Genomic DNA, 24,416 nt, shown 5'->3' with positions numbered 1-24,416 from the left:
GCACTTTCGTAGGGAAAGTGCCGCCCTTCGACGATCCGAGCTACTTCTTCAGGCCGTGCTCGATGGCCTCGATGATCCGGGGCCGGAGGTCCGCCGCGCTGATGATCGCGTCCACCGAGCCGACCTCGACCGCGCGCTGGATGCTGTGCACCCGGTCGAACTCCGCGGCCACCTCGCTGACCTTCTCCGCCCGCACCGCCGACTGGACCTCCGCCAAGCGGGCGTTGAGGGTGGCGCGGGAAGCGCCGCCGGCCGTCGAAACCTGGGCCTGCAGCTCGGTCACCCGCGGATCGTTCGCGGTGCGCGTGTTCACCTCGCCGGAGAACACCACCGCCGCCGCCGGGGCGCCGCCCAGCACGGAGGCGAACGAGCCCTCCAGGGCCAGCACCGTCATGTTCGGGTTGAGCGCCTTCGAGAACACCACGAACGCGCCGCCGTGGTAGCGGGAGATCACGCAGAACACGATCGGGCCCTCGAAGTTGACGATCGCCCGGCCGATCTCCGCGCCGTACTCCAGCTGCAGCTTGCGCAGCGACTCCGGCGAGCCGTCGAACCCGGACAGGTTCGCCAGCACGACCAGCGGCCGGTTGCCCGAGGCCGCGTTGATCGCCCGCGCGGTCTTCTTGGACGACCGCGGGAACAGCGTGCCCGCGGTGTACGCGTCCGGCCCGTCGGTGGGCGGGAAGCCGCGGCGGGGCACCGAACGCGACTCGATGCCGATCAGGCAGACCGGCCGCCCGCCGATGTGCACGTCCTGCACCGCCGCGGTGTCCGCGTCGGCCATGCCCGCCCAGCGCTCCAGCACCGGGTGGTCCTGGTCGGACAGCGCGCGCATCACCGTGCGGATGTCGAACGGCTTCTTGCGGTCCGGGTTGTGCTCGGCCGAGAAGATCTCCCCGACGGTCGCGAAGTCGCTGCCGACGATCGCGTGCGGGAACGACGAGATGTCCCGCTCGACCGGGTCGGTCGTCGCCGTCTGCCGCGGCCCGGCTTCGCCCGGCACGACGTACGTGTGGTCGTAGTGCGACATCAGCACTTCGCGAGCGGCCGGCAGGTTCGGCGCCCAGTACTGCGCCTGGCCGTTCGGGCCCATCACGCGGTCGTAGCCGCCGATGCCGAAGTTGTCCTCGGCCGACACACCGCCGGAGAAGTCCAGCGCCTGCTTGCCGGTGAGCACCATCGCCGAGTCCGGCGTCATCACCAGGATGCCCTTGGTGTGCATGAGCATCGTGGCTTCGGCGTTCCAGTACGGCTGGGCGCCGACGTTGATGCCGTTGACCACGATGTTGATCTCGCCGCCGTCCTGGGTGAACGTGACGATCCGCTTGAGCGCCGCGGCGACCCAGTCCATGTTCTCGGTGCCCGAGGACATCGAGATCCGCGCACCGGACGACAGGGCGAACCACTCCAGCGGAACCCGCATCCGCTCGGCCAGGTCGAGCGCCGCGATGACGCGCGAGCACTCCGGCTCCGAGAGCGCGCCGAGCGACTTCGTCGGGTCGCCGAGCAGCACGACGCGGGTGATGCCCTCGGGGTGCCGCTCGGTCGTGGTCGTGACGACGCCCGCGATGATCGCGGCGGTGTTCTTGCCCTTCGGCCGGTCCACCGGGACCAGGACACCCGAGGAGTCCATGTCGTGCTCGACGAACGAGCCGCCCGGGCCGGCCAGCAGGCCGGTCAGCTCGTACGGGTAGACGTTGCCGCGCCGCGCCGCGCGCAGCACCTTCAGGCGATAGTCGTCCAGCGGCTTCACCGGCTCGGTCGACGGCGCCTCGACGTGCAGCTTCGCGCCGTGCCCGGGATCGAAGGCGACCCGGACGGCGAGCTCGGTCAGCTTGCCCGCCTCGGTGCGGCGGCGGGCCAGGAACTGGACCTCCTCCAGCCCGGCCCCCACCGAAGTCGGCAGGATGCGCTGGACGAGCGTGTTCAGCTCCTCGGTGGTCAGCTCGGTCGGCGGCCAGACGTACATCATGATCCGGTTGGTGTCGAACCGCTTGTTCGGCGGCCGCTGCGCCTGGATGTTCCGGATCCCGTCGAGGCACGCGGTGACCGCGTCCTCGAGCGCGGGCAGCGCGACCAGCCGGCCGTCGGCTTCGCGCAGCGGCGTCAGGTCGCGGACCTGGCCCATCGCGATCAGCCGCTCGTCGGCCGGGTTGCTCTTCGCCACCGCCTTGAACAGGTAGATCTCCTCGTCGGCCGACGGCAGCCGGGTGAGGTCGAACTCGCGCAGCCGCTGCAACTGCAGCCGCTGCGCGATCTGCGGGTGCAGACCGCGGATGACCCGGTCCTCGGTGAAGCCCGCGCCGTCGCGCCGGAACGTGAAGTGGTGGTGCATCACCGCGCCGCCGGTGCCGGCCACGGTGACCACGACCCGGTGCACGCCCGCCGGCAGCGGGTGCTCGGCCAGCAGCGCGCCGAGCCGCTCCGCGGTCGCGTCCACGTCCGGCTGGTCCTCCCACCGGAGGTACAGGTCGGCCACCACGCCGTCGGTGGCCACCTCGCCGAGCGCGCGGACGGCGTCGGGCAGGTCGGCGATGTCGACGGCCGTGGTGACCAGCGGCAGCACGCCTTCGGGGGTGTTCAGCTCGGCGGTCAGCAGCCGGCAGCCGGCGATGTCGCGCACCGCGACCCCGGACAGCCTGCGGTTGCCGTAGTAGCGGCGGGTCAGCACCTCCAGCAGCGGCGCGTGGTCGCGGCCGGGCCGCCCGATCCGCTGCCCGATCAGCCGGACGAGGGGCTGCGAGCCGGTGATCATCGCCTGGATCCGCTCGGCGCGGTCCGGCGCGTCCGGGTGCTGGTCGAGGTACCGCAGCTCGGTGCGGACGGCGGCGTACACCTCGGCGCGGTTGCGGCGCAGCAGCGGCTGGGCGAACCAGCGGAACACGACGCCCCGGGCCAGGTCGGACACCGCGGGGAAGCGCACCTGCGTGGCTTCGACCAGGTGCTCCAGGGTGAGCCCGGCGCGCTGGCTCAGCGCTTCGAGCGGCGTGGCACCGGCCAGCCACTGCCGCAGCAGCTCCGAGATGACGGCGACGTCGGCCGGCATCCGCTGCTGCGCCAGGAAGATGCGGAAGACCGCCGCCTCCAGCTCCGGCGTGCGGTCGAGGTCGGCGACGCCGTAGTGCCCGAGGACCTGGCGCAGCCGGGCCTGGAAGCCTTCGGTGACGCCGGCGCGTTCGACGTCGAGGCTCTGCAGGTAGCTGTGGAAGAACTCACGTGGGCTGTGCACCGGGCTGCCCGGCTCGGTGTCGAGCTCGCCGCCCGGCGTGTTCCGGCTCAGCTCGGACAGGTCGGCGAAGACGGTGAGCAGCTCCAGCTCGCCCTCGACCGGGCGGTTGCCCAGCTCGGCGCGCGCCTCCAGGTACGCCGCGAGGAGCCGCTTGCGCTCGGCGGGGTCGACGTCGAAGCCGAGCAGCAGGCTCCGCAGGTCCTGCAGACCCCGTTCGACGCGGTCGGCCGCGGACACGCCGGCCGGCGCGGTCGGCAGGTCGATCTCGACGGACTCGGTCTCGGCGGCCGCCTCGTCCTCGGTGCCGTCGGACAGGGGCTCCAGGCGCATCAGCGGCGCGCCGGTCTCGACCTGGCTGCCGACGGACACCGGGCACTCGCGGACGCGGGCGCGGAACGGCGCGCGCAGCACCGTCTCCATCTTCATGCTCTCCAGCACGAGGATGGGCGCGTTCGCCTCGACCTCGTCACCGGGCGACAGCGGCGTCGCGACCACCAGCGCGGGGGCGGGCGAGCGGACGACGCCGCCTTCGTCGCGGCTGATGCGGTGGGTGACGCCGTCGACCTCGACGAGGTGGATCGGCCCGTGTGTGGCCGCCACCAGGCGGAACCGCTGCCCGTTGACCAGGATCTGGCCGCTGTGGGCGTCGAACCGGTCGACCTCGATGTCGGCGTGGTGCACGTCCGAGGTGCCGGCCGAGACACCGACGCGGAAGCGCGTGCGGCCCGCGCGGGCCACGCTGACGCGGTAGCCGACGCCGCGGAGCTTGAGGTCGAGCGGGCGGCCGATCTCGTGCTGGACCTGCGGGCGGCCGCCGTGCGCGGTGGCCAGCAGCTGCTGGACGGTGACCTCTTCCTCGTCCTGGTAAGCCTCGATGGCGGCCGCGGCGAGCGCGACCGCGGAGTGCCGGTGGGTGACGAGCCTGCCCTCGGCGCGGACGCGGTCGATCCAGCCGGTGTCGGCGCTCGCGTCGATCACCTCGGGCTGGTCGAGCAGGTCGAGCACGAAGCTCTTGTTGGTGGCGCCGCCTTCGATGATCACGGTGGTCTCGGCCATCGCGCGGCGCAGCCGGCCCAGTGCCTCGTCGCGGTCGCGGCCGTAGGCGATGATCTTGGCGATCATCGAGTCGAAGTCGGCGGGGATGGTGTCGCCCTCGCTGACGCCGGTGTCGACGCGGATGCCGGGGCCGGCGGGCAGGGCCAGCCGCGCGATGCGGCCGGGGGAGGGGGCGAAGTCGCGGTCGGGGTCCTCGGCGTTGAGCCGCGCTTCGATGGCGTGGCCGCCCTCGGCGGGCTGGGTGCCTTCGAGCTTGCCGCCGTCCGCGACGTGCAGCTGCAGCTTGACCAGGTCGGTGCCGGTGGTGATCTCGGTGATCGGGTGCTCGACCTGCAGCCGGGTGTTGACCTCGAGAAAGGCGAACAGCTTCTCGCCCGGGTGATACAGGAACTCGACGGTGCACGCGCCGCGGTAGCCGACGGCCACCGCGAGCCGCTCGGCCGACGCCTTCAGCTCGGCGGTCTGCGCCGGGGCCAGGACGGGCGAGGCGGACTCCTCGATGATCTTCTGGTTGCGCCGCTGCACCGAGCAGTCGCGGACGCCGAGCGCCCACGCCGTCACGCCGTCGGAGATCACCTGGACCTCGACGTGCCGGGCGCCGGTGACCAGGCGCTCCAGGAACACCACGCCGGAGCCGAAGGCGCGCAGGGCTTCCTGGCTGGTGCGCTCGTAGGCGTCGGCCAGCTCGTCGGCCGAGGAAACCTTGCGGATGCCGCGCCCGCCGCCGCCCGCGGTGGCCTTGAGCATCAGCGGGTAGCCGATCCGCTCGCCCGCGCTCAGCGCGTCTTCTAGGGTGGCGACCTCGCCGCGGCTCCACGGCGCGACCGGCACGCCGACCTCCTCGGCGATCAGCTTGGCGCCGATCTTGTCGCCGAGCTTGCGCATCGCGTCCGCGCTCGGCCCGACGAAGGTGACGCCGACCTTCTCGCACAGCTCGGCGAAGGCCGGGTCTTCCGCGACGAAGCCCCAGCCGACCCACGCGGCGTCGGCCTTCGTCTCGACGAGGGCCTGCTCGAGCTTGGCGAGGTCGAGGTAGGGACGGGCCGAGGCGGGGCCGAGGGGGTAGGCGAGATCGGCCTCACGGACGAACGTGGCGGTGCGATCCGCGTCGGTGTAGAGGGCGACCGTCTCGATCGGCGTCCCGGTTTCCGCCGACAGGTCCCGAACGGCGTGGATGAGCCGCATCGCGGCCTCTCCGCGGTTGACGATGGCGACACGATTGAACACCGGCTGAGCCTCCCAAGTACCCACGCACGAAAGGCGACGCACCTGTTGTGGAGCGTCGCCTGCACCTGTCTACACCCTGCTGGATTACCGCCGGGTAGACCAATGTCCGCCATGGCGCATGCCGAGGCGGTTGCTTTGTGGGGACCCGACAAAAAGCGACCCGCGCCACACCGCGGGGGCCGGATTTCTCGCGAGGACTGCCACAAAGCACGATGCGCAGCTTACGGCGGAAAAGAGTAGGGAAACATCCGGTGGCGCGGAGATAAGGGGGCGGTCAGGAGGCCAGGAGGACGTCCGACTCCAGAACCTGGCCCAGTTCGCGGCGTTCGGCTTCCGACAACGGGACGGCGGCGACGCTGCACCGGCCGTCCGGGCCGGGCGCGGTGGTGACCGCCAGCACGTGCCGCCCGTCGATCTCGCGCACCGTCACGCGGCCACCGCAGGAGAGGTCCACGGTGACCCCGGGCCGGTCACGATGCCTGCCCAGCCAGCGGCTGACGAAGTCGAAGGTCATCGTGGTCTCCCCTCGGTACGGGCGCTCCCCTTGAACTACAGGTGCCGAACATGGGTGCCCCGGATACCTCGGGTTCACACCCCGATCGGGCGAAAAACCGGCGGGACCGGCCCGGATTCCGTGAACAACCCCAGTTCTCCGGAAGCCCGCCACGGCGGCCGGGTTGCCCGTCGATGAGGTGTGCCGGGGGCGGGTTCGCGGCCATGATGGCCGGATGAAGCTCGAGCGGTGGGTGTCGGCGGCACGGGACCTGTTCGGCGCGAAACTGGTCTACGGCGAACCGGTGGAGCGCGACGGGATCGTCGTGATCCCGGCCGCCGCGGTGGTGGGCGGCGGGGGCGGGGGCGCGGACGACTCGGGCGCGCTGCCGGTGCGGCAGGGCGCCGGGTTCGGGGTGTGGGCCCGGCCCGCCGGGGCGTTCGTGGTGCGCGACGGCACGGCCGAGTGGGTGCCCGCGGTCGACGTCACGCGCCTGGGGCTGGCCGCCGCCGTCACCGTCGTCGCCCTCGCCGGGATCCTCGCCCGGCACCGCCCGTCCGGCGGGCCGGACACGACCGTGCCGACGCGATGGTGGCGGTGACCAACCCGATCTTCCTCGGCGGCGGCTGAACCCGGCCCGCTGCGCCGCGTCCCCTGTTCGGACAGACTGGGGCGAACAGGTGACGGGAGACAGGGTGCGTGGTTGTGGCCTGAAGGTGGCCATCTTCCTGGGGGCGGTCGTCGTGCTGACCGCGGGGATCGTCGTAGTGGTGGTGCTGACGCGCAGCCCGGTCCGCACGCCGGGGTGCACGGTGGCGCTGCCGGGGGAGAACGCGACCGCGTACACGTTCACCCCGGAGCAGATGAACAACGCCGCGACGATCTCGGCCGTGGGGGCGAAACTGGGCCTGCCACCGCACGCGGCGACGGTCGCGCTGGCCACGGCGTTGCAGGAGTCGAAGCTGCGCAACCTCGAAGGCGGTGACCGCGACTCGGTCGGGCTGTTCCAGCAGCGGCCCAGCCAGGGCTGGGGGACGGTGGCGCAGCTGCGCGACCCGGTCTACGCGGCGACGGAGTTCTACGAGAAGCTCGAGAAGCTGCCGAACTGGGAGACCCTGCCGATCACCGAGGCGGCGCAGGCGGTCCAGCGCTCCGGTGTCCCGGACGCCTACGCGCAGTGGGAGCCGCAGTCCCGGACCATGGCGGCGGCGTTCACCGGCCAGTTCCCGGCCGCGCTGACCTGCCGGAACCTGACCCTGGCCGCCCCCGCCGATGTCGCCGCGGCGGCGACGGAGGAACTGGGAACGGCTCGCCTCAGCGGTGCCCACCCGGCGGCGCAGGGCTGGACGTACGCGAGCTGGCTGGTCGGCCGGGCGGAGGCGCTGGGCGTGGACAAGGTCAGCTTCGCCGGGCAGACGTGGACGGCGGAGGCCGGTGCCTGGGCCCCGGACGCCGCTGCCGGCCCGGATCTCTCCCTGCACCAGGCCCCGGCGCCGCCGCCCAGCCAGTAGCGCCGGGCCCGAACGCCCAAAGCCGGGAAGTTAGCTGCGGCAGCGGGCTGTCGAGCCCGATTGGCCCGGTTTCAGGTGCTCGCCCAAGGCCGTGAATGTCGCATTGAGGGACATAGAGTCCCTCAATGTGCCATTCACGGACTTCCGTTGACCGCAGGTGCGCCCGGACGCCCGGACGCGGGTCCGGATCGGCGAGCGCTTTCTAACCCTGTTTCTCACTCACGACAACTGCGGGAGGCTCCACATGGTGGTCGGTCCGCCGACGCGCGGCGATCAGTAGCCCGCCGCCGCCCGTGGCTACGGCCGTGGCCAGCACCATCGCCCAGCCCCGCTGGAAGTCCGCCAGATCCGGCGTCCCGGCGAAGACCGCGACCAGCACCGCGATGCCCAGCACCGTCCCGATCTGCCGCATCGTGTTGACCATCGACGAACCCGCGCCCCAGCGTGCCGGCGGCAGCACCGTGCCGACCACGCCCGACAGGCTCGGCAGGATCAGCCCGACCCCGATGCCCGTCAGCAACTGCCCGGGCAGCATCGACCCCACGTAGTCACGGGCCGGACCCATGCGCAGCAACCAGACCAGCACCCCGGCGCCGAACGACACGCCGCCGAGCGCGACCACCGGGCCGGGCCCGAAGCGGTGCACGAACCGGCCCCCGAGAATCGACACCGGCACCACCATCAGCGGCCCCGGCGCCAGGGACAGCCCGGCGACGAGCATCGAGTCGTGCCAGATCGACGTCAGGAACAGCACGTTGCCGAACAGCATCGCGGCGAACCCGGCGGCGAACACGCCGGTCGTCACGCACGCCAGCCACAGCGTCGGGACACCCAGCGCCGGCAGGTCCAGCACCGGCACCGCGTGCCGCGCCGAGCGCAGTGGCACCCACGCCAGCGCGACGAGCGCGACCGCGAACGCCAGCAGGACTCCGGAAGCGCCCCAGCCGCTGTCGGACGCCTCGACCAGCGCGTAGGCCAGGGCGCCGACCCCCACCAGGAGCCCGGCCGCGCCGAGCAGGTCCGGGACGCCCGTGGTGGTGTCCCGCGACTCGCGCAGCACCCGCGGCCCGGCGAGCAGCGTCGCCGCGCAGATCGGCAGGTTCACCAGGAACACCCAGCGCCAGGACGCTTCGACGAGCAGGCCGCCGACCGGCGGGCCGAGCGCCGCGGCCGCCGCGCCGACCGACGCCCAGACGCCGACGGCGAACGGGCGCCGGTGCGGCGGGAACGCGGTCAGCAGCAGCGCGAGCGACGTCGGCATGACGAGTGCGGCGCCGATCGCCTGCACCGCGCGGAACGCGATCAGCACCGGGATCGACGGCGCGGCCGCGCAAAGAGCCGAGGCGAGCGTGAAGACCGCGACGCCGAGCAGGAACAGCCGCTTCCGGCCGTACCGGTCGGCCAGCCGCCCGGCCGGGGCGAGACAGGCCGCGAAGAGCACCGTGTAGCCGTTGAGGACCCACGACAACGTCGCCAGGCCGTCGCCGGGGAACGCGGCCCGGATGCCGGGAAAGGCGATGGTGACGATGAACGTGTCGAGGCCGGCCAGGAACGCCGCCGTCGAGACGACGAGCAGCACGAGGCCGGGCTTCGGCGCGGGGTCGGTCATGTCGCTCCTAGGTTCGAAAAAGCAACCTAGCTGGAACAGTGAGTCTCAACAAGAGACTGACCAGTTCGGAGCGACCGAGGTCACGCGGCGGCGGCCCGCTCCTCGGCGCGTGCCTTCAGCGCCGCGAGGGTGTGTTCGATCGACCGGACGTTGTAGCCGGGCCGGTCGGCGCGGCCGGTGACGCGCGGGCCCATGAACTTCCGCACCACCCAGCTGCCGATCCGGTACCAGTTCTCGGTGACCACGCAGCCGGCCGCGCTCGGCGCCAGCACGTACTCCCACCGCGAGACCCGCGAGCCGAACGGCGTCCGCACGTCGAAGGCGAACCGGCGGCCCGGCTCGAACGTCACCACCCGCACCCGCGTCCACCAGCGCAGCTCGCCGTTGCGGTTGCGGCCGCGGAACCGCGCGCCGAGCGCCGGGCCGGTGCCGTCCAGCCAGCGGCCGCCGACGTTCTCCGGGCTCAGCTCGCCCATCCGCGGCAGGTCGGTGATCCACGACCACACCGTGCCGATGTCGGCCGGGACGTCGATGCTCCGCGAGATCGTCGGTTCCACGCCCCGACGGTGACAGCGGCGCCGCCCGCGGGCAAGCGAATCCGGCGTTCTCCGCAGCGGAGAAGAGCCCGCCGGAAACCCGGCGGCCGGAACCGGGTTGCGACCCGGCCGTTCTGGGTACTTCGCGCGCGGAGGAGCTCGACACGGAGGGCGAGGTGGTCAGCGTGATTTCGGTCGAGGTGGTAGGGATGGCCGTCCCGGTACCAGGTGAGGCGCCTTTGATGCTGCTTCGCGAGCCGGAGGGGGCCCGCCGCTGGCTGGCCATCATGATCGGGTACGGCGAGGCCGAAGCCCTTGTGCGGGCGCGGGAGCAGATAGCGCAGCCGCGCCCCGGCACGATCGAGCTGCTCGGCGACGTGCTGGCGGCGTTCGGCCAGGGCGTCGCCGCGGTGGAGCTGACCGAGGTGCGCGACGGCATCTTCTACGCCGAGCTCGTGCTCGCCTCCGGCACCCGGGTGTCGGCCCGCCCGAGCGACGCGGTCGCGCTCGGCCTGCGCCAAGGCGCGCCGATCCGCGTCGCCGAAGAGGTGCTCGACGTCGCGTCGGTGCAGCTGGAGGTCGAGCAGGAGACCGAAGGCCCGGCCGCCGACGTGCTGGACACCGAGGCCGAGGTCGCCCGGTTCCGCGCCGAACTCGACGAACTGCGGCCGGAGGACTTCGACGACCGGTAAAGAATCTTCTCCCGCCGCCGATGAGTTCCGGCGGCGGCGCCGGTACACCCACCGACGCCGGACGAACGGGAGAGACGATGCCGGACTTCGCCACGCGCGCCGAGCCGCACCGGCGTGAACTGCTGGCGCACTGCTACCGCATGCTCGGCTCGGTGCACGAGGCCGAGGACCTGGTGCAGGAAACCCTGGTCCGCGCATGGAAGGCGTGGGCGGGCTACGACCCGGCCCGCGCGTCGGTGCGCACCTGGCTGTACCGGATCGCGACCAACGCCTGCCTGACGGCGCTGGAAGGGCGGGCCCGCCGGCCGCTGCCGTCCGGGCTCGGCCGGCCGAGCGAGGACCCGGCCGCGCCGCTGACGCCGTCGTTCGAAATCCCGTGGCTGCACCCGTTTCCCGACGCGCTTCTGGACGACCCCGGCCGGCGCCTGGCCCGCCGCGGCACGCTCCGGCTGGCGCTGCTGGCGGCGATGCAGACGCTGCCGCCGAAGCAGCGCGCGGTGCTGATCCTGCGGGACGTCCTGGAGTTCAGCGCCGCGGAGGTGGCCGGGTTCCTGGACACGACGCCGGCGGCGGTCAACAGCGCCCTGCAACGCGCCCGCGCCGGGCTCGGCGGGCTGTCGGCGGAGGAGGTCCCCGAACCGGACGACGCCGCGGTCGAGGCGGTCCTGGACCGCTACGTGCGGGCGTTCGAACGGGCCGACGTCGCGGGCCTGGTCGAGCTGCTGACCGACGACGCGGTGCTGGAGATGCCGCCGGTGCCGCTCTGGTACCGCGGCCGCGACGGCTACGGCGGGTTCATGGAGCGGTTGTTCGCGATGCGCGGCCCGGACTGGCGGATGACGCGCACGGCCGCCAACGGCCGGCCCGCCCTGGTGGCGTACTGCCGCGACGACGCCGGCGCGTACCGGTTGCACACCTTGCAGGTGTTCACCGTGACCGGGGCGCGGGTCGCGCACAACGTCGTCTTCGCCGATCCCGCGGTGCTGGGCCTGTTCGACCTGCCGGCGGTGCTCTAGGCGCTGCGGGCTTCCGCCGGACGGCCGTAGGCGCCGCCGTCGTTGCTGCGCTGCAGCAGGCCTTCGTCGACGAGGTACCGGCGCAGCGTCGCGTGGTCGTCGTGGACCATCGTCAGCTTCTCGCGGACGTCCCGCTCGGTGTAGAGGCGGCCCGCCTCGAACCGCTCGGCGAGGTACTCGAGCAGGGCACGCCGGCGTTGGGGCGAACGCGGGATGCCGACCAGGCGGCCGTGGCTGAACAGCGCTTCGAGCGGATCCGCGGGGGCTTTGGCGAGCGCGTCGCGGAAGACTCCGGGCACGGCGCGGTATCGGTCCTCCGTGAGCGTGACGAGCCCGGCCGAGATCAGGCGCCGCGCGAGTTTCGCCGTGGGCGGGTCCCCGTCCGCCGGAAGCCCGTCCGGCGCGGTGCAGATCCGGGCGAACAGGCGCAGTCGTTCGGGGTCCGCGAGTGCGGAGACCAGTGCTTCCGGTACGGCCATGGTCGCCGACGGTACCCGCGGCCGCCCCGACGGCGCACCGGATTTCGGCCTTCCAGTAGGTTGCGCACCGTGCTCCGTCCGCCGCCGACCGTGCCCGCTGCGGTACTGCGCGCCTCGATCGTCGACCGGCTGTTCGCCCGCGCGGACGACGAGCGGCCGCTGTTCACCCACCAGGACCACGCCCACGCGGCCGAGCACACGCTGACGTGGGCGGAGTTCGCCGCCCGGGTCCGCGTGGTGGCCGGCGGGCTGCGCCGGATCGCGGAGCCCGGGGAGCGGGTCGCGATCCTCACGGGCCAGGAACTCGCTTATCCGCTCGCGTTCTTCGGCGCGCTCGCCGCCGGGCTGGTGGCGGTTCCGCTGATGGCGCCGTCGAACCGCGCGCAGGCCGAGCGGCTGACCGGGATCCTGACGGATTCCGGCGCGCGCGTGTGGCTGACGTCGCCGGCCGCGGCGGCGCGGCTGCCCGCGCACGAACCGGTCGTGGTCGTCGACGAGCTGACCGGGCCGGGCGCCGATCCGGTGCCGGTCGCGCCGGAGAGCCCCGCCTACCTGCAGTACACGTCGGGGTCGACGCGGGAGCCTGCCGGTGCGGTGATCCCGCACCGCGCGATCGTCGCGGCCTGCTGGCAGGGGAGCCGCGCCTACGCCGTCGACGAGGGCACGACCTGCGCGGGCTGGATCCCGTTCTTCCATGACATGGGCCTGATCCAGCTGCTGTGCCTGCCCGTCTTCGCCGGGGCGCGGTCGGTGTTCATGGCGCCGGCCGAGTTCGTGCGCCGGCCGGGACGGTGGCTGCGGCAGCTGGCCACGTACCCCGCGGTGTTCACCGCCGCCCCGAACTTCGCCTACGACCTCGCGGCCGACGCCGACACCGGCGACGATCTCGACCTCTCGGACGTGCGGGTCGCGCTCAACGGCAGCGAGCCCGTCCGGCCACGGACGATCGAACGCTTCCAGGAGGTCTTCGGCCCGCGCGGATTCCGGCGCGAGGCGCACCGGCCGTCGTACGGGCTCGCCGAAGCCACCGTGTACGTCGCGAGCGCGGGCCCGGAAGGCCCGCGCGGCGCGGTGTTCGACCGCGACGCCCTCGCCCAGGGCCAAGCCGTGGAAACGGTGGAGGGACAGGAACTCGTGTCGGTGGGCCGTCCCGTCGGGCAGCGGGTGCGGATCGTCCGCGACGGGCGCGCGCGGCCCGACGGCGCGGTCGGCGAAATCTGGGTGCACGGCCCGAACGTCGCGGCCGGCTACTGGGGCCGCGGCGACAGCGCCGCGTTCGGCGCGACCCTCGACGGCCTCGGCGGCTGGCTGCGCACCGGCGACCTCGGCGTCGTGCACCGCGGCGACCTCTACGTCACCGGACGGCTCAAGGACCTCGTCGTCATCGACGGCCGCAACTTCCACCCGCAGGACATCGAGGCGGCGGCGGGGGAAGCCCATCCCGCGGTCCGCCGCGACCGCGTCGCCGCGTTCGGCGTCTCGGACGAACTCGGCGAGGGCGCGGTGGTGGTGGCCGAACTGGTGCGCGACGCCGACCCGGACGTCACCGAGGTGACCAGGGCCGTGCTGCGCGCGGTTTCGCGGGAGCACGGGCTCACGCTCCGCGCGGTACGTCTGGTCCCTTCCGGTGCCCTTCCGCGCACCTCCAGCGGCAAGGTCGCCCGGTCGGCCGCGAAGGCACGTTATGGTGGCGCCCGTGGGTGATCACCGCGCCGAGGTCACGAAGGTCGTCAGCGAGACCTTCCGGCTCGACCCGGCCCTCGTCGAGCCCGACGCTCCCCTGGAGGAGCTCGGCATCGACTCGAAGGGCCGGATCAAGCTCCTGGCGGCGCTGGAGATCTATTACGGGGTGACGATCGACTTGGACCAGCTCGAGCGGTTCACCGACGTGGGGTCGGTGGCCGCTGTGCTCGCGGAAGCACTGGGAGCAGGCGGATCTACAGGAGAGGCGCGGAAATGAGCGGCGGGGGGTACACCGCGACGACCGAGGCGTTGTCGACGGCCTCGAAGACGATCGGTGACCTGGCGGAGAACCTGCTGGACGACAACCCCGACCTGCGGAACTCGCAGGTGACGGCGGAGAAGTTCGGCCGCGCGCACGGCGCCCACGCGGCGAAGTACACCGCGGGCGCGCAGGCGCTGTGGGCCGCGGTTTCCGGCTACAGCAGCACACTGGGGTCGTTCGGCACGAACCTCGGCACCGCGGGGTCGAGCTACGGCGCCAACGAGGACAACCAGGCGGGCGCGATCACGAACGCCGGAGGAGCGCTCTGATGGCGGAGGGCAAGAAGTGGTCCGACGTCAAGGCGATCCTCGACGACCCGAGCGTCCCCGCCGCGCAGAAGAGCGCGCTGATCAGCAGCTGGCTGCGGGAAAACCCGCCACCGCCGCCGTTCCTGGCCGACCAGGAACCGGACGACATCAAGCAGAAGCGGCAGGAAGCCGACAAGTACGCCACCGCCTACAACGCGAACCCGCTGTTCGCCGGGCAGTCGGTCGACGAGGCGTTCGACAAGGCCAAGCGGAGCGGCGACCAGAACTCCTACAACGAAGACCAGGAGAAGAAGGCCGTCGACGACGGCAAGAAGAAGCTTGACGACACGAAGCCACCCGCGGCCACCGGCGACGGAGCCGGCGCTACCGGAACGAAGACGTCCGACGAGATCTTCGACGCCGCCGCGCCGGCGCTGAAGCTGTTCGAGACGTTCGGCTCGCTGCTGGCGAAGATCCCGGCCGACTGCCGCGGCAACACCCGCGCGCTCGACCTCGACAAGGACATCCGCACGCCGTTCGACGAGCAGCGCGGAATCAGCTTCGCCGACTTCGTCGCGGACGCCGCGCACTTCAAGCGCGGCTCGGAGACGGTGGACCGGACGGAGCAGGACACCGGCTCGCAGCTGGGCAGCCTCTACCAGACCTGGAGCGGCGCCGGCGCCGACGCCGCGTCCGACACCTACAACGACAAGATCCAGCCGAAGGCGGCGAAGCTGTCCCAGACGCTCTCGAACGCGAGCGAGGCGACACAGAGCACCGTCACGACGGTGTTCCAGCTGTGCAAGGGCAAGGCCGACGCGGTCATCGGGATGTACACCGACCTGGTCGGCAAGGCCGACTACACGATGGCGCAGAAGGTCGTCGCGGTCGCCAACGGCGAGCACGGCAACGAGAAGGACCTGGCCCAGATCGCGGGCTGGATGGACCTCAACTTCGGCACGAACCTGGTCAACACTCTCAACGACCAGGGCTGCTGCGACGGCGACGAAATCAAGAAGCACGGCCAGGACCTCGCCAAGCAGTGGGTGCAGAACCAGTTCAACCCCGACATGTGGGACCGGCTGTACCAGGGTTTCGTGAAGACCTGCAAGGACACCAAGGACCTGGTCGACCAGGCTTACGACGCGCTCGACAAGGTCATGGGCGGGATCCGGAACGAGTTCGAGGGCGTGACCATGCCCGGCGGGTCCGGTGCTCCGGGTTCGGGTGGCTCGGGCACCGGCGGTTCGGGCGGCGGCTCCGGTTCGGGCGCGGGTTCGGGCGTGCCCGGCGGCGGTGCGGGTACGGGCGGGTCCGGTTCGGGTTCGGGTTCCGGTGGCTCGGGAGCGGGCAGCGGTGGCCCGGTGCCGTCGATCCCTGACACGGGTTCGGGGTCCGGTACGGATCAGCCCAGCGGGGCGGGCGCCGGTTCCGGCGGTTCCGGGGCGGGCGGCGGCGGTCCGGTGCCCTCGATCCCTGACACGTCCGCGGCGTCCGGCGGGGGCTCCGCGGGCGGCGGTTCGGGCTCGTCGACCGGTCAGGACGACGGAGCCGCCGCGGCCGAGGCGGCCAAGCAACAGGCGGCCCAGGAAGCGGAGGCGGCGAAGCAGAAGGCCGCGGACGCGCTGAAGGAGTTCAGCGGCCCGGGGATCGAGACCGAGTCGGGTGCGGGGCTGGGCGGTGGCTCGGGTTCGGGCGGCGGCTCGGGCTCGGGTTCCGGCGACACGGCACCGTCTTCGGCGCCGCCCCCGCCCGGCGGCCAGGACGCCGCGGCCGCGGCCGCCGAAGCGGCCAAGAAGAAGGCCGCGGACGCGCTCAGCCAATTCAGCGGCCCCGGCATCCAGACGGACTCCGGCGACGGTGCCGGCGGCCTCGGCGGCGGTTCCGGCTCGGGCGGCGGCGAAGCGGGCTCCGGGGACGACGGCAAGGCCGCGGCCGAGCAGGCGGCGGAGGACGCCAAGAAGAAGGCCGCGGACGCGCTGAAGGAGTTCAGCGGCCCGGGGATCGAGACGGATTCCGGCGACGGCAAGCCCGGCGAGGACGCCGACCACGACGGCAAGCCCGACAGCCTGCTCGGCGACGACAAGACCGACGACAAGACCGACGGCAAGCTCGGCGACGACGACCCGGACGTCCTGAAGGTCAAGCAGGGCGACAAGACCTTCGAGATGACCGAGCCGGACCAGGACGGCAAGATGGACATCAAGGTCGGTGACGGACCCGGCGACCCGAAGGACTTCAAGCTCGACTGGTCCGACGACAAGTCCGGCGACGGTCCACAAGGGACGGACGACGACACTCACCACCCCGGCCCCGACGGGAAGATCCACATCCAGGACGGTGACCTGAAGATCACCGCCGAGCGGCCGGACGGCCCGGACGGGCCCACCGTCGTCACCGTCGATGACGGCAGCGGCACCCCGACGAGCTACACCCTCGGCGAGGACGACAAGCTCTCGGCCGCGCTCGGGGACACGCCCGAGCCGAAGGCCGACGACGACCTGCCCACCCACCGCGGCACCCTCGAGGATCTCGAACCGCGCGACGGGGGATCCGGCTCGCACGACGGTGGAGCCGGAGGCCCGGCCGGGCACCACGGCGGAGACGCCTCGCCCGGCGGCGGGTCCGGCCCGCCGGCGGCCGGGATCGGCGGGGGCTCGCCCGCCGGGTCCGGCGTCTCCGGGGCGGGCTTCGACCCGGGCGGCGCCGGGCTCGGCGAGACGCCGATGTCCGGGGGCGCCCACACCGGTGCCGGGGCCGCGCAGCCGCAGCCCGCCGCCGCGTTCGCGTCGACGGCGGCCGGGGCGACCGGTGCACCCGGCCAGCCCATGTCCGGGATGGCGGGCATGGGTGCCATGGGCGGCGGTGGCCAAGGCGGCGGCGGCGGGGGAGACACCGAGCGCTCCCGGGCCTACCGGGTCGAGGGCGCCGTCTTCGACAACCTCGGTGAGCCGAGCAGCCGGATCACCGGTTCCCTGATCGACGGCGAAGACCCGCCGTCCGCCCGGACCTGGTAGGAGGACGCATGAGCGACATCGCCGGGATGAAGGCCGAACTGGACGGCCTCGTCCGCGAGCAGTCCGAGCGCCGCGCCCTGCGCGAGCAGCGGGGCGAGGAGATCAAGGCCCGGTCCCACGAGTACATGACCAAGCAGGTCCAGGCCGCCGAACGGTACGTCCAGCACCGCCGCGAGATGGCGCAGCGCAAGACGAAGTCCGGCTGGAGCACGGACCGCGCCGCCACGGAACCGCCCTCGGCCTTCGACTCGGACCCTTTCGGCGGCGAGCCCGGCGCGGCATCGCCGTTCGCGCCGACGCCCGGCTCACGGCCCGCCGCCCGTGACGAAGGCCCCCGGCGCGCACGCCCTCCGCGTGCGGCCGAGGCCGAGGACGATTTCGACAACAACCCTTGGTGAGACCGGGAGTCACGGCCGCCAGAGGTCGACGGCGATCGCGCCCAGCCGTTCGGTGAAGGTCCCGGCCGGGCTCGCGCGGTGCAGCAGTTCGCGGAGCTCGGCCTCGAACTCGGCCCGGCGCACACCGAACAGGTGCGGCGCCGAACTGGACAGCGAGAAGACCTTCGCGACGACGTCGTCGGTGTCGCGGGTGACGACCCGCCCCGGGACCTCGAACCGGTGCGGCCCGCTGAACCCCGCGGCCCGGTAGATCGCCGGCTCGCCACCGGCCGTGCCCTGGGGAAGGCGGCCGCGCCCCGCTCGCCGCACCGGGCCGAGGTACTTCCGCACCAGCTCCGTGATCGCCGCGTGCGGGGTGGAATCCTCGACGCCCTGGTGCGTCGTCGCGTGCACGTGGGCGCAGGCACCGCCGGGCGCCAGCATGCCGCGCACCGCCGCGGCGACCCGCGGCCGGTCCAGCCAGTGGAAGGACTGGGCGAAGGTGACCAGCCGGAACCGGCCGAGCCCGGCGGGCAGGTCCTCGGCCCGCCGGTGCACCCACCGGCAGTTCCCGATGCCCGCCGCCGCGGCGAGCCGGCGCGCTTCGCCGAGCATGTCCTCGTCGGCGTCGAGCCCGACCGCCTCCTCGAACGAGCCGGCCAGCGGCAGCGTCAGCGAACCGGGCCCGCAGCCGACGTCGAGCAGGCGTCCCGTGCCGTCCAGTCCCAGCTCGGCGGCGAAGGCCGCCGCGAGGCGCGGAGGGTAGGCGGCGCGGCCTCGCGCGTAGTACGCCGCACTGCCCGAATAGAGGGACGGGTCCCAGTTCCACGCTTCGGTCACGACCTCAGCGTAGATACTCGGGTGTCATGGACGACTCCGCGAACTGGTGGCGCGACGCCGTGGTCTACGAGGTCTACGTACGCAGCTTCGCCGACGCGGACGGCAACGGCACCGGCGACCTCGCCGGCCTGCGCTCCCGTCTCGGATACCTGGCTGAGCTGGGCGTCGACGCCGTGTGGACCACGCCCTGGTACCGCTCGCCGATGGTCGACGGCGGTTACGACGTCGAGGACCACCGGTCCGTCGATCCGCTGTTCGGCGCCGACCCGGACGCGACGGCGCTGGTCACCGAGGCGCACCGGCTCGGGCTGCGGGTGCTGATCGACGTCGTGCCCAACCACACCTCCGACCGCCACCGGTGGTTCCGGGCCGCGCTGGCCGCCGGGCCCGGCTCGCCCGAACGCGCGCGCTACCACTTCCGGCCCGGCCGCGGCGCGCACGGCGAACTGCCGCCCACGGACTGGCGCAGCGTCTTCGGCGGGCCGGCCTGGACCCGGGTGCGCGACGGCGAGTGGTACCTACACCTGTTCGCCCCGGAGCAACCCGACCTCGACTGGGACCACGCCGAGGTCCGCGCCGAATTCGAGGACTTGCTGCGGTTCTGGTTCTCCCGCGGGGTCGACGGCGTCCGCATCGACGTCGCCCACGGCCTGATCAAGGACCGGAGCTTCCCCGACCTCGGCGCCGACGGCGACGAGCCGCCGCCGGGCCGGCACCCGCACCGGGACCTCGACGGCGTGCACGACGTCTACCGGTCGTGGCGGAGGATCGCCGGCGAGTTCGGCCCGGACCGGGTGTTCGTCGCCGAGGCCTGGGTCGACGCGCCGGACCGCCTCGCGCGGTACCTCCGCCCGGACGAGCTGCACACCGCGTTCAACTTCGACTTCCTGCGCTGCGCCTGGGACGCCGCCGCGTTGCGCGAGGTGATCGACCGGACCCTCGGGGCGCTGCGGGCGGTCGGTGCGCCCGCCACGTGGGTGCTGTCCAACCACGACGTCGTCCGGCACGTGACGCGGTTCGGGCGGCGGAGCACCGGCGAGCTCGACCTCGCCCTCGGCCGGCGCCGCGCCCGCGCCGCGTTGCTGCTGATGCTCGCCCTGCCCGGTGGCGCCTACCTGTACCAGGGCGAAGAACTGGGCCTGGAGGAGGTCGAGGACCTGCCCGAGGCCGTGCTCGCCGACCCGACGTGGGAACGCTCCGGCCGCACCCGGCGCGGCCGTGACGGCTGCCGGGTCCCGCTGCCGTGGTCGGGGACGGCGCCGCCGTTCGGGTTCACCCCCGACGGCGTGCCGCCGTGGCTGCCGCAGCCCGCCCGGTGGCGGGCGCTGACCGCGCGAGCGCAGGCGGCCGACCCCGGCTCGATGCTCCGGCTCTACCGCGCCGCCCTCGCCACGCGGCGGGCGCACCCCGCGCTGGGGGACGGGACGCTGACGTGGCTGCCCGCGCGGGACGGCGTGCTGTCCTTCGCGCGGGAGCCGGGTTTCGGGTGCGTGGTGAACCTGTCCGCCGAGCCGTACGAGCTGCCGGCGGACGCGCGGGTGCTGCTGGCGAGCGCGCCGCCGGACGGGAACCGGGTGCCGCCGGACGCCGCGGTATGGCTCGCCGGGAGTTGAACGGACTCGCCCGGAAGGGTTCGGTGGGAGCGGTGTGAAACCCGGGGCGACGGGGTATCCGGTCGCGTTCGTTTCGCCGCCGAATGAGCCGGAGGTCTTCGATGCCCGTCCGATCCGCCACCCCGCCCGCCGCCGACGTGGTCGGGCTGGCGCTGGAAGTCCTTGCCGCCCAAGGCTTGACCCGGCCGGCCGCGCACGCCGCCCTGGCCCGGATGGCGCGGGAGAGAGGCCTGACGGTGGCGCGCTGCGCGGCGCTGGTCGTGGCCGCGGTCGACGGGCAGGTGGGCTGATGGCCCTCACCGGCGGGTTTTCGGGAGCCCGGAACGAGGACACCGCGTCGGTGGGCGGCGGGGTGCTGCTCGCCGTCGGGCTGGTGGTCGCGTTCTTCACGTGGTGGTCGTGGTGGACGGTGGCGGGGATCGCGCTGACGGCCGCCGGAGCGCTGTGGCTCACCGTGGGGAACCGGGACGAGTAACCCGCCGGGGACGGGGAAAGTCTCTTCCGACCGACGATCGAGGAGGCCGTCCATGAAGGAGAACGACGAAGACGTCATCGAGCTGCTGCAGCGTCAGCACCGGGAGATCCGCGACCTGTTCGTGGAGCTGGAGACCGCCGAAGGCGACAAGCGGCAGGAGCTGTTCCACGATCTCGTGCGGTTGCTCGCGATCCACGAGACGGCGGAGGAGCTGGTGGTGCACCCGGAGATCCGCGATCTCGAGCCCGCGGCGAGGCCCGTCGTCGAGGCCCGGCTGGGTGAGGAGCACCGCGCCAAGGAGCTGCTGACCACCCTGCAGAAGATGGGCACGGAGGCCGATGGGTTCGACACGCTGCTCGTCCAGCTGCGCGACGACGTCCTCGCGCACGCCGAGCACGAGGAGAAGGAGGAGTTCCCGCTGCTGCGGGCCCACCGGCCGCCGGAGCGGCTGCGGGCGATGGCGGCGACCGCCCGGGTGGCCGAAGCGGTGGCGCCGACCCGGCCGCACCCCGGCGTGGAGAGCGCGAAGGCGAACCTCCTGCTGGGCCCGCCGGCGGCGATCATGGACCGGGCGCGCGACCTGATCCGCGCGGCCTTCCGGAGCTGAGTCGCGATGACATCCGAAGAACCGGTGGACGAAGACCCGGCCGACCCGGAGGAGGCCGGGACGGACCCGACCCCGCAGCAGGTGGACGTGTACCGGAAGCAGGCGCCCCGGTCCGCGCCGTCCTGAGTGGGTACCCCGTCCCCATGGCAGACGCTTCGGCCCGCAAACTGCGGCGTTACCAGGAGATGCGCGACTTCGGCCGCACGGCGGAGCCGGCCGGCGGGGCGGCGGCCGGCCCGGACGGCCACCGGTTCGTGGTGCAGCGGCACCGGGCGCGCCGGCTGCACTACGACTTCCGGCTGGAGCTGGACGGCGTGCTGGTCAGCTGGGCGGTCCCCAAGGGACCCACGCTGGACCCGAAGGCCCGCCGGCTGGCCGTCCACGTCGAAGATCACCCGATCGAGTACGCCGACTTCGAGGGCGTCATCCCGCGCGGCGAGTACGGCGGCGGAGACGTCATCGTCTGGGACCGCGGGGTCTGGCAGCCGGTCGAGCCCGACCCGGCCCGCGCGATCGAGGACGGCACGCTGCACTTCGACCTCGAGGGCGAGAAGCTGGCCGGCCGGTTCGTCCTGGTCCGCACCCGCCGCGGGGACGCGGGGAAGGACCAGTGGTTCCTGCTGCACAAGCAGGACGAGCACGCCAGCCCCGGCTGGGACGCCGAGGACCACCCGAGCTCGGTGAAGAGCGGCCGCACGAACACCGAAGTGGCGGCCGCGCCGGCCGCGCTGTGGCACGGCGACCGGCCGGCCGCGGAGGCGGAGGAGCTGGTCGGGTTCCCGGCCGCGACCGACGACGAGCTGGCGGCCCTCGACGCGCTCGGCGTCAAGGGCAAGTGGTCGGTGGCGGGGCGCGACCTCGCCCTGACCAACCTGGACAAGGTGCTCTTCCCGGCGGGTGCTTCCCCGGTCACGAAGCGGGACTTGATCAGGTACTACGTCACCGCCGGGCCGGTCATGCTGCCGTACCTGGCCGGCCGCCCGCTCAACACCCACCGCTTCCCGCAGGGCGTCACCGAGCCGGGCTTCTGGCAGAAGGAGGTCCCGCGGCACGCGCCGGACTGGCTGACCACGTGGCACAACGAGCGCGCCGACGAAGGGGAGAGCCAGCGCTACGTCGTGGCCGACAGCGTCGCGACGCTGGCCTGGCTGGCGAACTACGGCGCGCTGGAGCTGCACGCCTGGACCTCCCGCGCCGCCGACGTCGACCACCCGACGTGGGTGCTGTTCGACATCGACCCCGGCCCGGAGACGTCCTTCGCCGAGGTGCTGGAACTGGCCCGGCTGCACCGCACCGCGCTCGAACACCTCGGCCTGACCGGGCGGCCCAAGGTGACCGGGCAGCGCGGGATCCAGGTCTGGGTGCCGATCGCGCCGCACTGCACCTACGAGCAGACCCGCGCGTGGGCGGAAACGGTGTCCAAGACGATCGGGCGGGTCCTGCCGGACCTGGTCAGCTGGGCGTGGACGAAGGACAGGCGCCGCGGCCGCGCCCGGCTCGACTACACGCAGAACGTGCTCAACAAGACGCTGGTCGCGCCCTACAGCGTGCGTCCACGGCCGGGTGCCCCGGTGTCGGTGCCGCTGGAGTGGGACGAGCTCGACGACCCGGAGCTCACCCCGGACCGGTGGACGATCCGCGACGTCCCGTCCCGCCTGGCTGCCCGCGGCGACCCCTTCGCCGCGCTCCTGGGGGTGGAACAGCGGCTGCCGGGCCTATAGGTCACCTACGGAGGTCGCGAATGACTCATTCGAGCAAGGCTGGGCAGTTAGCTGCGGCAGCGGGCTGTCAAGCTGCCCGATTGGCCCGGTTTCAGGTGCTCGCCTTCCGTTGACCGCTTGCGCGGCCGAGGAATCCTTGACTACCCGGCCTTGCCCGAATGAGTCATTCGCGACCCCGGGGCGGGCCGTCGTGGCCGGCACGCGGAGTGGGGCCGTTGCTGACTCCGGCCGGCCCAGCCGCCGTTGCGCCGGACGGCCGTGCCGGTTCCGCCCGGCCGCGTGGCGGGAGCCACAACGCGGCGCGTCAGCGGTTGGAGACCACCTGGTCTTGGGGTAAATCAAAAGCACGAACACGAGGTGGAAGCGAGGTTCGGTGACCGAAACGTTGATGAACGCCGCGGACCGGTGGAGACCGCTGACCGAGTTGCTCCACGCCCTGCTCGAGCGGATCACCGGCGAGCTGCCCGGGTGCCTCGGCGTGGCCCTCACCGTCAGCCACGGCGACCGGGCGCCGCGAGTGCTGGCGACCACGGGCGTGGCCGGGTACCTGGTGCCCGCCCAGCTGGCGCACGGCGGCCCGGTCGCCGTCGCGGCCGCCACGGGCGTGCCGGTGACGACGGACGGCCTCTTCGGCGACGAGCGCTGGCCCGGGCTGACCCGCGAGGTCGTCGCCGACGGCCGTCCGGGGGTGGCCGAGCCGTGCGCGGCGGTCCGCGGCGCCGCCGCGCTGCCCGCGATCTGGGACGACGCCGGGGCCTTCGTGCTGTCGGCGACCCTTGACCGGCCCGCCGGCCGCGACGCGCTCGCGGTCCTGCGGCGCTACGAGAAGCTCACCGAGATGACCCTGGTGGTCGCCGAGACCGCCACCGCGGGCGACCCGGACCAGATGCTCGACCTGCTGGCCTCCCGTGCGGCCATCGAGCAGGCGAAGGGCGCGATCATGGCGGTCCGCCGGTGCGCGGCGGACGAGGCCTGGCAGACCCTGCGCCGGACCAGCCAGGAGTTCAACGTCAAGGTCCGCGAGCTGGCCGTCGCCCTGGTCGAGCAGCTCGGGGGCGGCTCGTCGGCCCAGCCGGAAGGGACCCCGGAAATCCGCCCCGGCGCCGCGGCCCGGCACGCGGCGGAACAGCTCTGGTCGGCCTTCTCGACGCCGCCAGCCGGAAAACCGGGCGTTTCCCTACCGGGCGTTTGGGTACCAAGTCCCCGTCCTTGATCACGTCGCTGCGTCGCCGGCCACCGGCCGGCGCGGAAGGCCTGCCGAACCCGTGTCCCGCACTACTTTCCCGGTCCCGACCCGGTCCGCGCCGCTCACGGCGCGCCGGACGGCGTACCGCCCCGGTCTCCTGGTGCTCACCTTCGCCGGCGAGATCGACGCGTTGACCCTGCCGATCCTGGAGCGCGAGCTGGCGGCGGCGCCGCCGGGGACGACCGTGGTGGACCTGACGCAGGTGGCGTTCGTCGGCCTGGCCGGCGCCCGCGCGCTGGCGGCGGCCGCGGAGCGCGCCGGCACCGAAGGACGGCGGTTCGGCGTCGTGGCGACCGGCCGGACCCTCGCGCGGCTGTTCCGGATCACCGGCCTGGCCGAGGTCGTCCCGATGTTCGCGTCGCTGTCCGACGCCGTGCGGGAGCTGTTGTCGGCCGAGGCGCACGACACCGCGTGCTGAC

Annotated in this window: 22 protein-coding genes; 16 read left to right on the top strand and 6 right to left on the bottom strand. The window is 73.2% G+C overall.

Features of this window, described 5'->3' with window-relative positions; all coding sequences use genetic code 11:
• Positions 1 to 40 precede the first annotated feature (40 nt).
• Positions 41 to 5,512 carry a biotin carboxylase N-terminal domain-containing protein gene (locus tag AB0M82_RS09805; protein ID WP_364719302.1) on the bottom strand — a complete coding sequence of 1,824 codons (5,472 nt, stop codon included), beginning with the start codon at positions 5,510 to 5,512 and terminating at the stop codon, positions 41 to 43.
• A 274-nt stretch (positions 5,513 to 5,786) separates the two neighbouring features.
• Entirely contained in the window at positions 5,787 to 6,026 is a 240-nt protein-coding gene (locus tag AB0M82_RS09800; RefSeq protein WP_364719299.1) for a hypothetical protein, read from the bottom strand.
• Positions 6,027 to 6,240: 214 nt separating this feature from the next.
• Here AB0M82_RS09800 and AB0M82_RS09795 point away from each other — a divergent pair, with 214 nt between their 5' ends.
• The gene (locus tag AB0M82_RS09795) at positions 6,241 to 6,606 is read left to right on the top strand and encodes a hypothetical protein (protein ID WP_364719297.1); all 366 of its coding nucleotides are present in this window, start codon (positions 6,241 to 6,243) and stop codon (positions 6,604 to 6,606) included.
• Positions 6,607 to 6,685: 79 nt separating this feature from the next.
• Complete coding sequence (locus AB0M82_RS09790; RefSeq protein WP_364719295.1) at positions 6,686 to 7,516, top strand: hypothetical protein; 831 nt, start codon at positions 6,686 to 6,688, stop codon at positions 7,514 to 7,516.
• 202 nt (positions 7,517 to 7,718) lie between these two features.
• Here the strand turns inward: AB0M82_RS09790 and AB0M82_RS09785 are convergent, their stop codons facing one another.
• Both AB0M82_RS09785 and AB0M82_RS09780 read right to left on the bottom strand, forming a co-directional pair.
• Positions 7,719 to 9,125: an MFS transporter gene (locus tag AB0M82_RS09785; RefSeq protein ID WP_364719292.1), complete on the bottom strand. Its 1,407-nt coding sequence runs from the start codon at positions 9,123 to 9,125 to the stop codon at positions 7,719 to 7,721.
• Positions 9,126 to 9,205: 80 nt separating this feature from the next.
• Positions 9,206 to 9,682: an SRPBCC family protein gene (locus AB0M82_RS09780; RefSeq protein WP_364719289.1), complete on the bottom strand. Its 477-nt coding sequence runs from the start codon at positions 9,680 to 9,682 to the stop codon at positions 9,206 to 9,208.
• A gap of 155 nt (positions 9,683 to 9,837) precedes the next feature.
• On the opposite strand from AB0M82_RS09780, the gene AB0M82_RS09775 reads away from it, so the two are divergent.
• Entirely contained in the window at positions 9,838 to 10,353 is a 516-nt protein-coding gene (locus AB0M82_RS09775) for a bifunctional nuclease family protein (RefSeq protein WP_364719287.1), read from the top strand.
• 20 nt (positions 10,354 to 10,373) lie between these two features.
• A complete protein-coding gene (locus tag AB0M82_RS09770; protein ID WP_364719285.1) occupies positions 10,374 to 11,369 on the top strand; it encodes a sigma-70 family RNA polymerase sigma factor in 996 nt (331 codons plus the stop codon).
• Here the strand turns inward: AB0M82_RS09770 and AB0M82_RS09765 are convergent.
• A complete protein-coding gene (locus AB0M82_RS09765) occupies positions 11,366 to 11,848 on the bottom strand; it encodes a DUF2087 domain-containing protein (RefSeq protein ID WP_364719282.1) in 483 nt (160 codons plus the stop codon). The two genes, AB0M82_RS09770 and AB0M82_RS09765, sit on opposite strands and share 4 nt — an antisense overlap.
• Positions 11,849 to 11,917: 69 nt before the next feature.
• Here AB0M82_RS09765 and AB0M82_RS09760 point away from each other — a divergent pair, with 69 nt between their 5' ends.
• Genes AB0M82_RS09760 through AB0M82_RS09740 form a run of 5 tightly spaced genes read left to right on the top strand, consistent with a single transcriptional unit; the run spans position 11,918 to position 17,516 of the window.
• Positions 11,918 to 13,552, top strand: a complete 1,635-nt coding sequence (locus AB0M82_RS09760) for a fatty acyl-AMP ligase (RefSeq protein ID WP_364719280.1) — start codon at positions 11,918 to 11,920, stop codon at positions 13,550 to 13,552.
• The gene (locus AB0M82_RS09755) at positions 13,545 to 13,808 is read left to right on the top strand and encodes an acyl carrier protein (protein ID WP_364719277.1); all 264 of its coding nucleotides are present in this window, start codon (positions 13,545 to 13,547) and stop codon (positions 13,806 to 13,808) included. Before AB0M82_RS09760 ends, AB0M82_RS09755 begins: the two co-directional genes overlap by 8 nt.
• Complete coding sequence (locus AB0M82_RS09750; protein WP_364719275.1) at positions 13,805 to 14,122, top strand: hypothetical protein; 318 nt, start codon at positions 13,805 to 13,807, stop codon at positions 14,120 to 14,122. Before AB0M82_RS09755 ends, AB0M82_RS09750 begins: the two co-directional genes overlap by 4 nt.
• A complete protein-coding gene (locus AB0M82_RS09745; RefSeq protein ID WP_364719273.1) occupies positions 14,122 to 17,118 on the top strand; it encodes a WXG100 family type VII secretion target in 2,997 nt (998 codons plus the stop codon). Before AB0M82_RS09750 ends, AB0M82_RS09745 begins: the two co-directional genes overlap by 1 nt.
• 8 nt (positions 17,119 to 17,126) lie before the next feature.
• Positions 17,127 to 17,516 (top strand): hypothetical protein, encoded by a 390-nt coding sequence (locus tag AB0M82_RS09740; protein WP_364719270.1) that lies wholly within the window; start codon positions 17,127 to 17,129, stop codon positions 17,514 to 17,516.
• A 9-nt stretch (positions 17,517 to 17,525) separates the two neighbouring features.
• Here the strand turns inward: AB0M82_RS09740 and AB0M82_RS09735 are convergent, their stop codons facing one another.
• A complete protein-coding gene (locus AB0M82_RS09735; protein ID WP_364719267.1) occupies positions 17,526 to 18,335 on the bottom strand; it encodes a class I SAM-dependent methyltransferase in 810 nt (269 codons plus the stop codon).
• Between the two features lie 26 nt (positions 18,336 to 18,361).
• Here AB0M82_RS09735 and AB0M82_RS09730 point away from each other — a divergent pair, with 26 nt between their 5' ends.
• The 7 genes from AB0M82_RS09730 to AB0M82_RS09700 all read left to right on the top strand — a co-directional run bounded on the left by AB0M82_RS09730 (position 18,362) and on the right by AB0M82_RS09700 (position 24,415).
• Positions 18,362 to 19,948, top strand: coding sequence for an alpha-amylase family glycosyl hydrolase (locus tag AB0M82_RS09730; RefSeq protein WP_364719264.1), 1,587 nt, complete (start codon positions 18,362 to 18,364; stop codon positions 19,946 to 19,948).
• 101 nt (positions 19,949 to 20,049) lie between these two features.
• Positions 20,050 to 20,238, top strand: a complete 189-nt coding sequence (locus tag AB0M82_RS09725; RefSeq protein WP_364719262.1) for a hypothetical protein — start codon at positions 20,050 to 20,052, stop codon at positions 20,236 to 20,238.
• Positions 20,238 to 20,423, top strand: a complete 186-nt coding sequence (locus tag AB0M82_RS09720) for a hypothetical protein (protein ID WP_364719260.1) — start codon at positions 20,238 to 20,240, stop codon at positions 20,421 to 20,423. The genes AB0M82_RS09725 and AB0M82_RS09720 overlap by 1 nt, the downstream gene beginning before the upstream one ends.
• A gap of 52 nt (positions 20,424 to 20,475) precedes the next feature.
• On the top strand, positions 20,476 to 21,030 hold the full coding sequence (locus tag AB0M82_RS09715; protein WP_364719258.1) for a hemerythrin domain-containing protein: 555 nt from the start codon (positions 20,476 to 20,478) through the stop codon (positions 21,028 to 21,030).
• A gap of 143 nt (positions 21,031 to 21,173) precedes the next feature.
• The gene (gene ligD / locus AB0M82_RS09710) at positions 21,174 to 22,751 is read left to right on the top strand and encodes a non-homologous end-joining DNA ligase (protein ID WP_364719256.1); all 1,578 of its coding nucleotides are present in this window, start codon (positions 21,174 to 21,176) and stop codon (positions 22,749 to 22,751) included.
• A gap of 373 nt (positions 22,752 to 23,124) precedes the next feature.
• Positions 23,125 to 23,964: an ANTAR domain-containing protein gene (locus tag AB0M82_RS09705; protein ID WP_364719254.1), complete on the top strand. Its 840-nt coding sequence runs from the start codon at positions 23,125 to 23,127 to the stop codon at positions 23,962 to 23,964.
• Positions 23,965 to 24,016: 52 nt separating this feature from the next.
• Entirely contained in the window at positions 24,017 to 24,415 is a 399-nt protein-coding gene (locus tag AB0M82_RS09700) for an STAS domain-containing protein (protein ID WP_364719252.1), read from the top strand.
• The last annotated feature ends 1 nt before the right edge of the window (position 24,416 follow it).

It is taken from the genome of Amycolatopsis sp. NPDC051128 (genome assembly GCF_040682715.1).
Taxonomy (GTDB): domain Bacteria; phylum Actinomycetota; class Actinomycetes; order Mycobacteriales; family Pseudonocardiaceae; genus Amycolatopsis.
Note: the sequence above shows the minus strand (reverse complement) of the source record. Positions and strands in the feature narration are given on the sequence as shown.

What these genes read in the sequence shown, in the direction of transcription:
- AB0M82_RS09750 (WP_364719275.1), top strand. Translation starts at nt 13,805, where the DNA reads ATGAGCGGCGGGGGGTACACCGCGACGACCGAGGCGTTGTCGACGGCC.
- AB0M82_RS09720 (WP_364719260.1), top strand. Translation starts at nt 20,238, where the DNA reads ATGGCCCTCACCGGCGGGTTTTCGGGAGCCCGGAACGAGGACACCGCG.
- AB0M82_RS09745 (WP_364719273.1), top strand. Translation starts at nt 14,122, where the DNA reads ATGGCGGAGGGCAAGAAGTGGTCCGACGTCAAGGCGATCCTCGACGAC.
- AB0M82_RS09785 (WP_364719292.1), bottom strand. Translation starts at nt 9,125, where the DNA reads ATGACCGACCCCGCGCCGAAGCCCGGCCTCGTGCTGCTCGTCGTCTCG.
- AB0M82_RS09715 (WP_364719258.1), top strand. Translation starts at nt 20,476, where the DNA reads ATGAAGGAGAACGACGAAGACGTCATCGAGCTGCTGCAGCGTCAGCAC.
- AB0M82_RS09770 (WP_364719285.1), top strand. Translation starts at nt 10,374, where the DNA reads ATGAGTTCCGGCGGCGGCGCCGGTACACCCACCGACGCCGGACGAACG.
- ligD (WP_364719256.1), top strand. Translation starts at nt 21,174, where the DNA reads ATGGCAGACGCTTCGGCCCGCAAACTGCGGCGTTACCAGGAGATGCGC.
- AB0M82_RS09740 (WP_364719270.1), top strand. Translation starts at nt 17,127, where the DNA reads ATGAGCGACATCGCCGGGATGAAGGCCGAACTGGACGGCCTCGTCCGC.
- AB0M82_RS09795 (WP_364719297.1), top strand. Translation starts at nt 6,241, where the DNA reads ATGAAGCTCGAGCGGTGGGTGTCGGCGGCACGGGACCTGTTCGGCGCG.
- AB0M82_RS09800 (WP_364719299.1), bottom strand. Translation starts at nt 6,026, where the DNA reads ATGACCTTCGACTTCGTCAGCCGCTGGCTGGGCAGGCATCGTGACCGG.
- AB0M82_RS09730 (WP_364719264.1), top strand. Translation starts at nt 18,362, where the DNA reads ATGGACGACTCCGCGAACTGGTGGCGCGACGCCGTGGTCTACGAGGTC.
- AB0M82_RS09765 (WP_364719282.1), bottom strand. Translation starts at nt 11,848, where the DNA reads ATGGCCGTACCGGAAGCACTGGTCTCCGCACTCGCGGACCCCGAACGA.
- AB0M82_RS09725 (WP_364719262.1), top strand. Translation starts at nt 20,050, where the DNA reads ATGCCCGTCCGATCCGCCACCCCGCCCGCCGCCGACGTGGTCGGGCTG.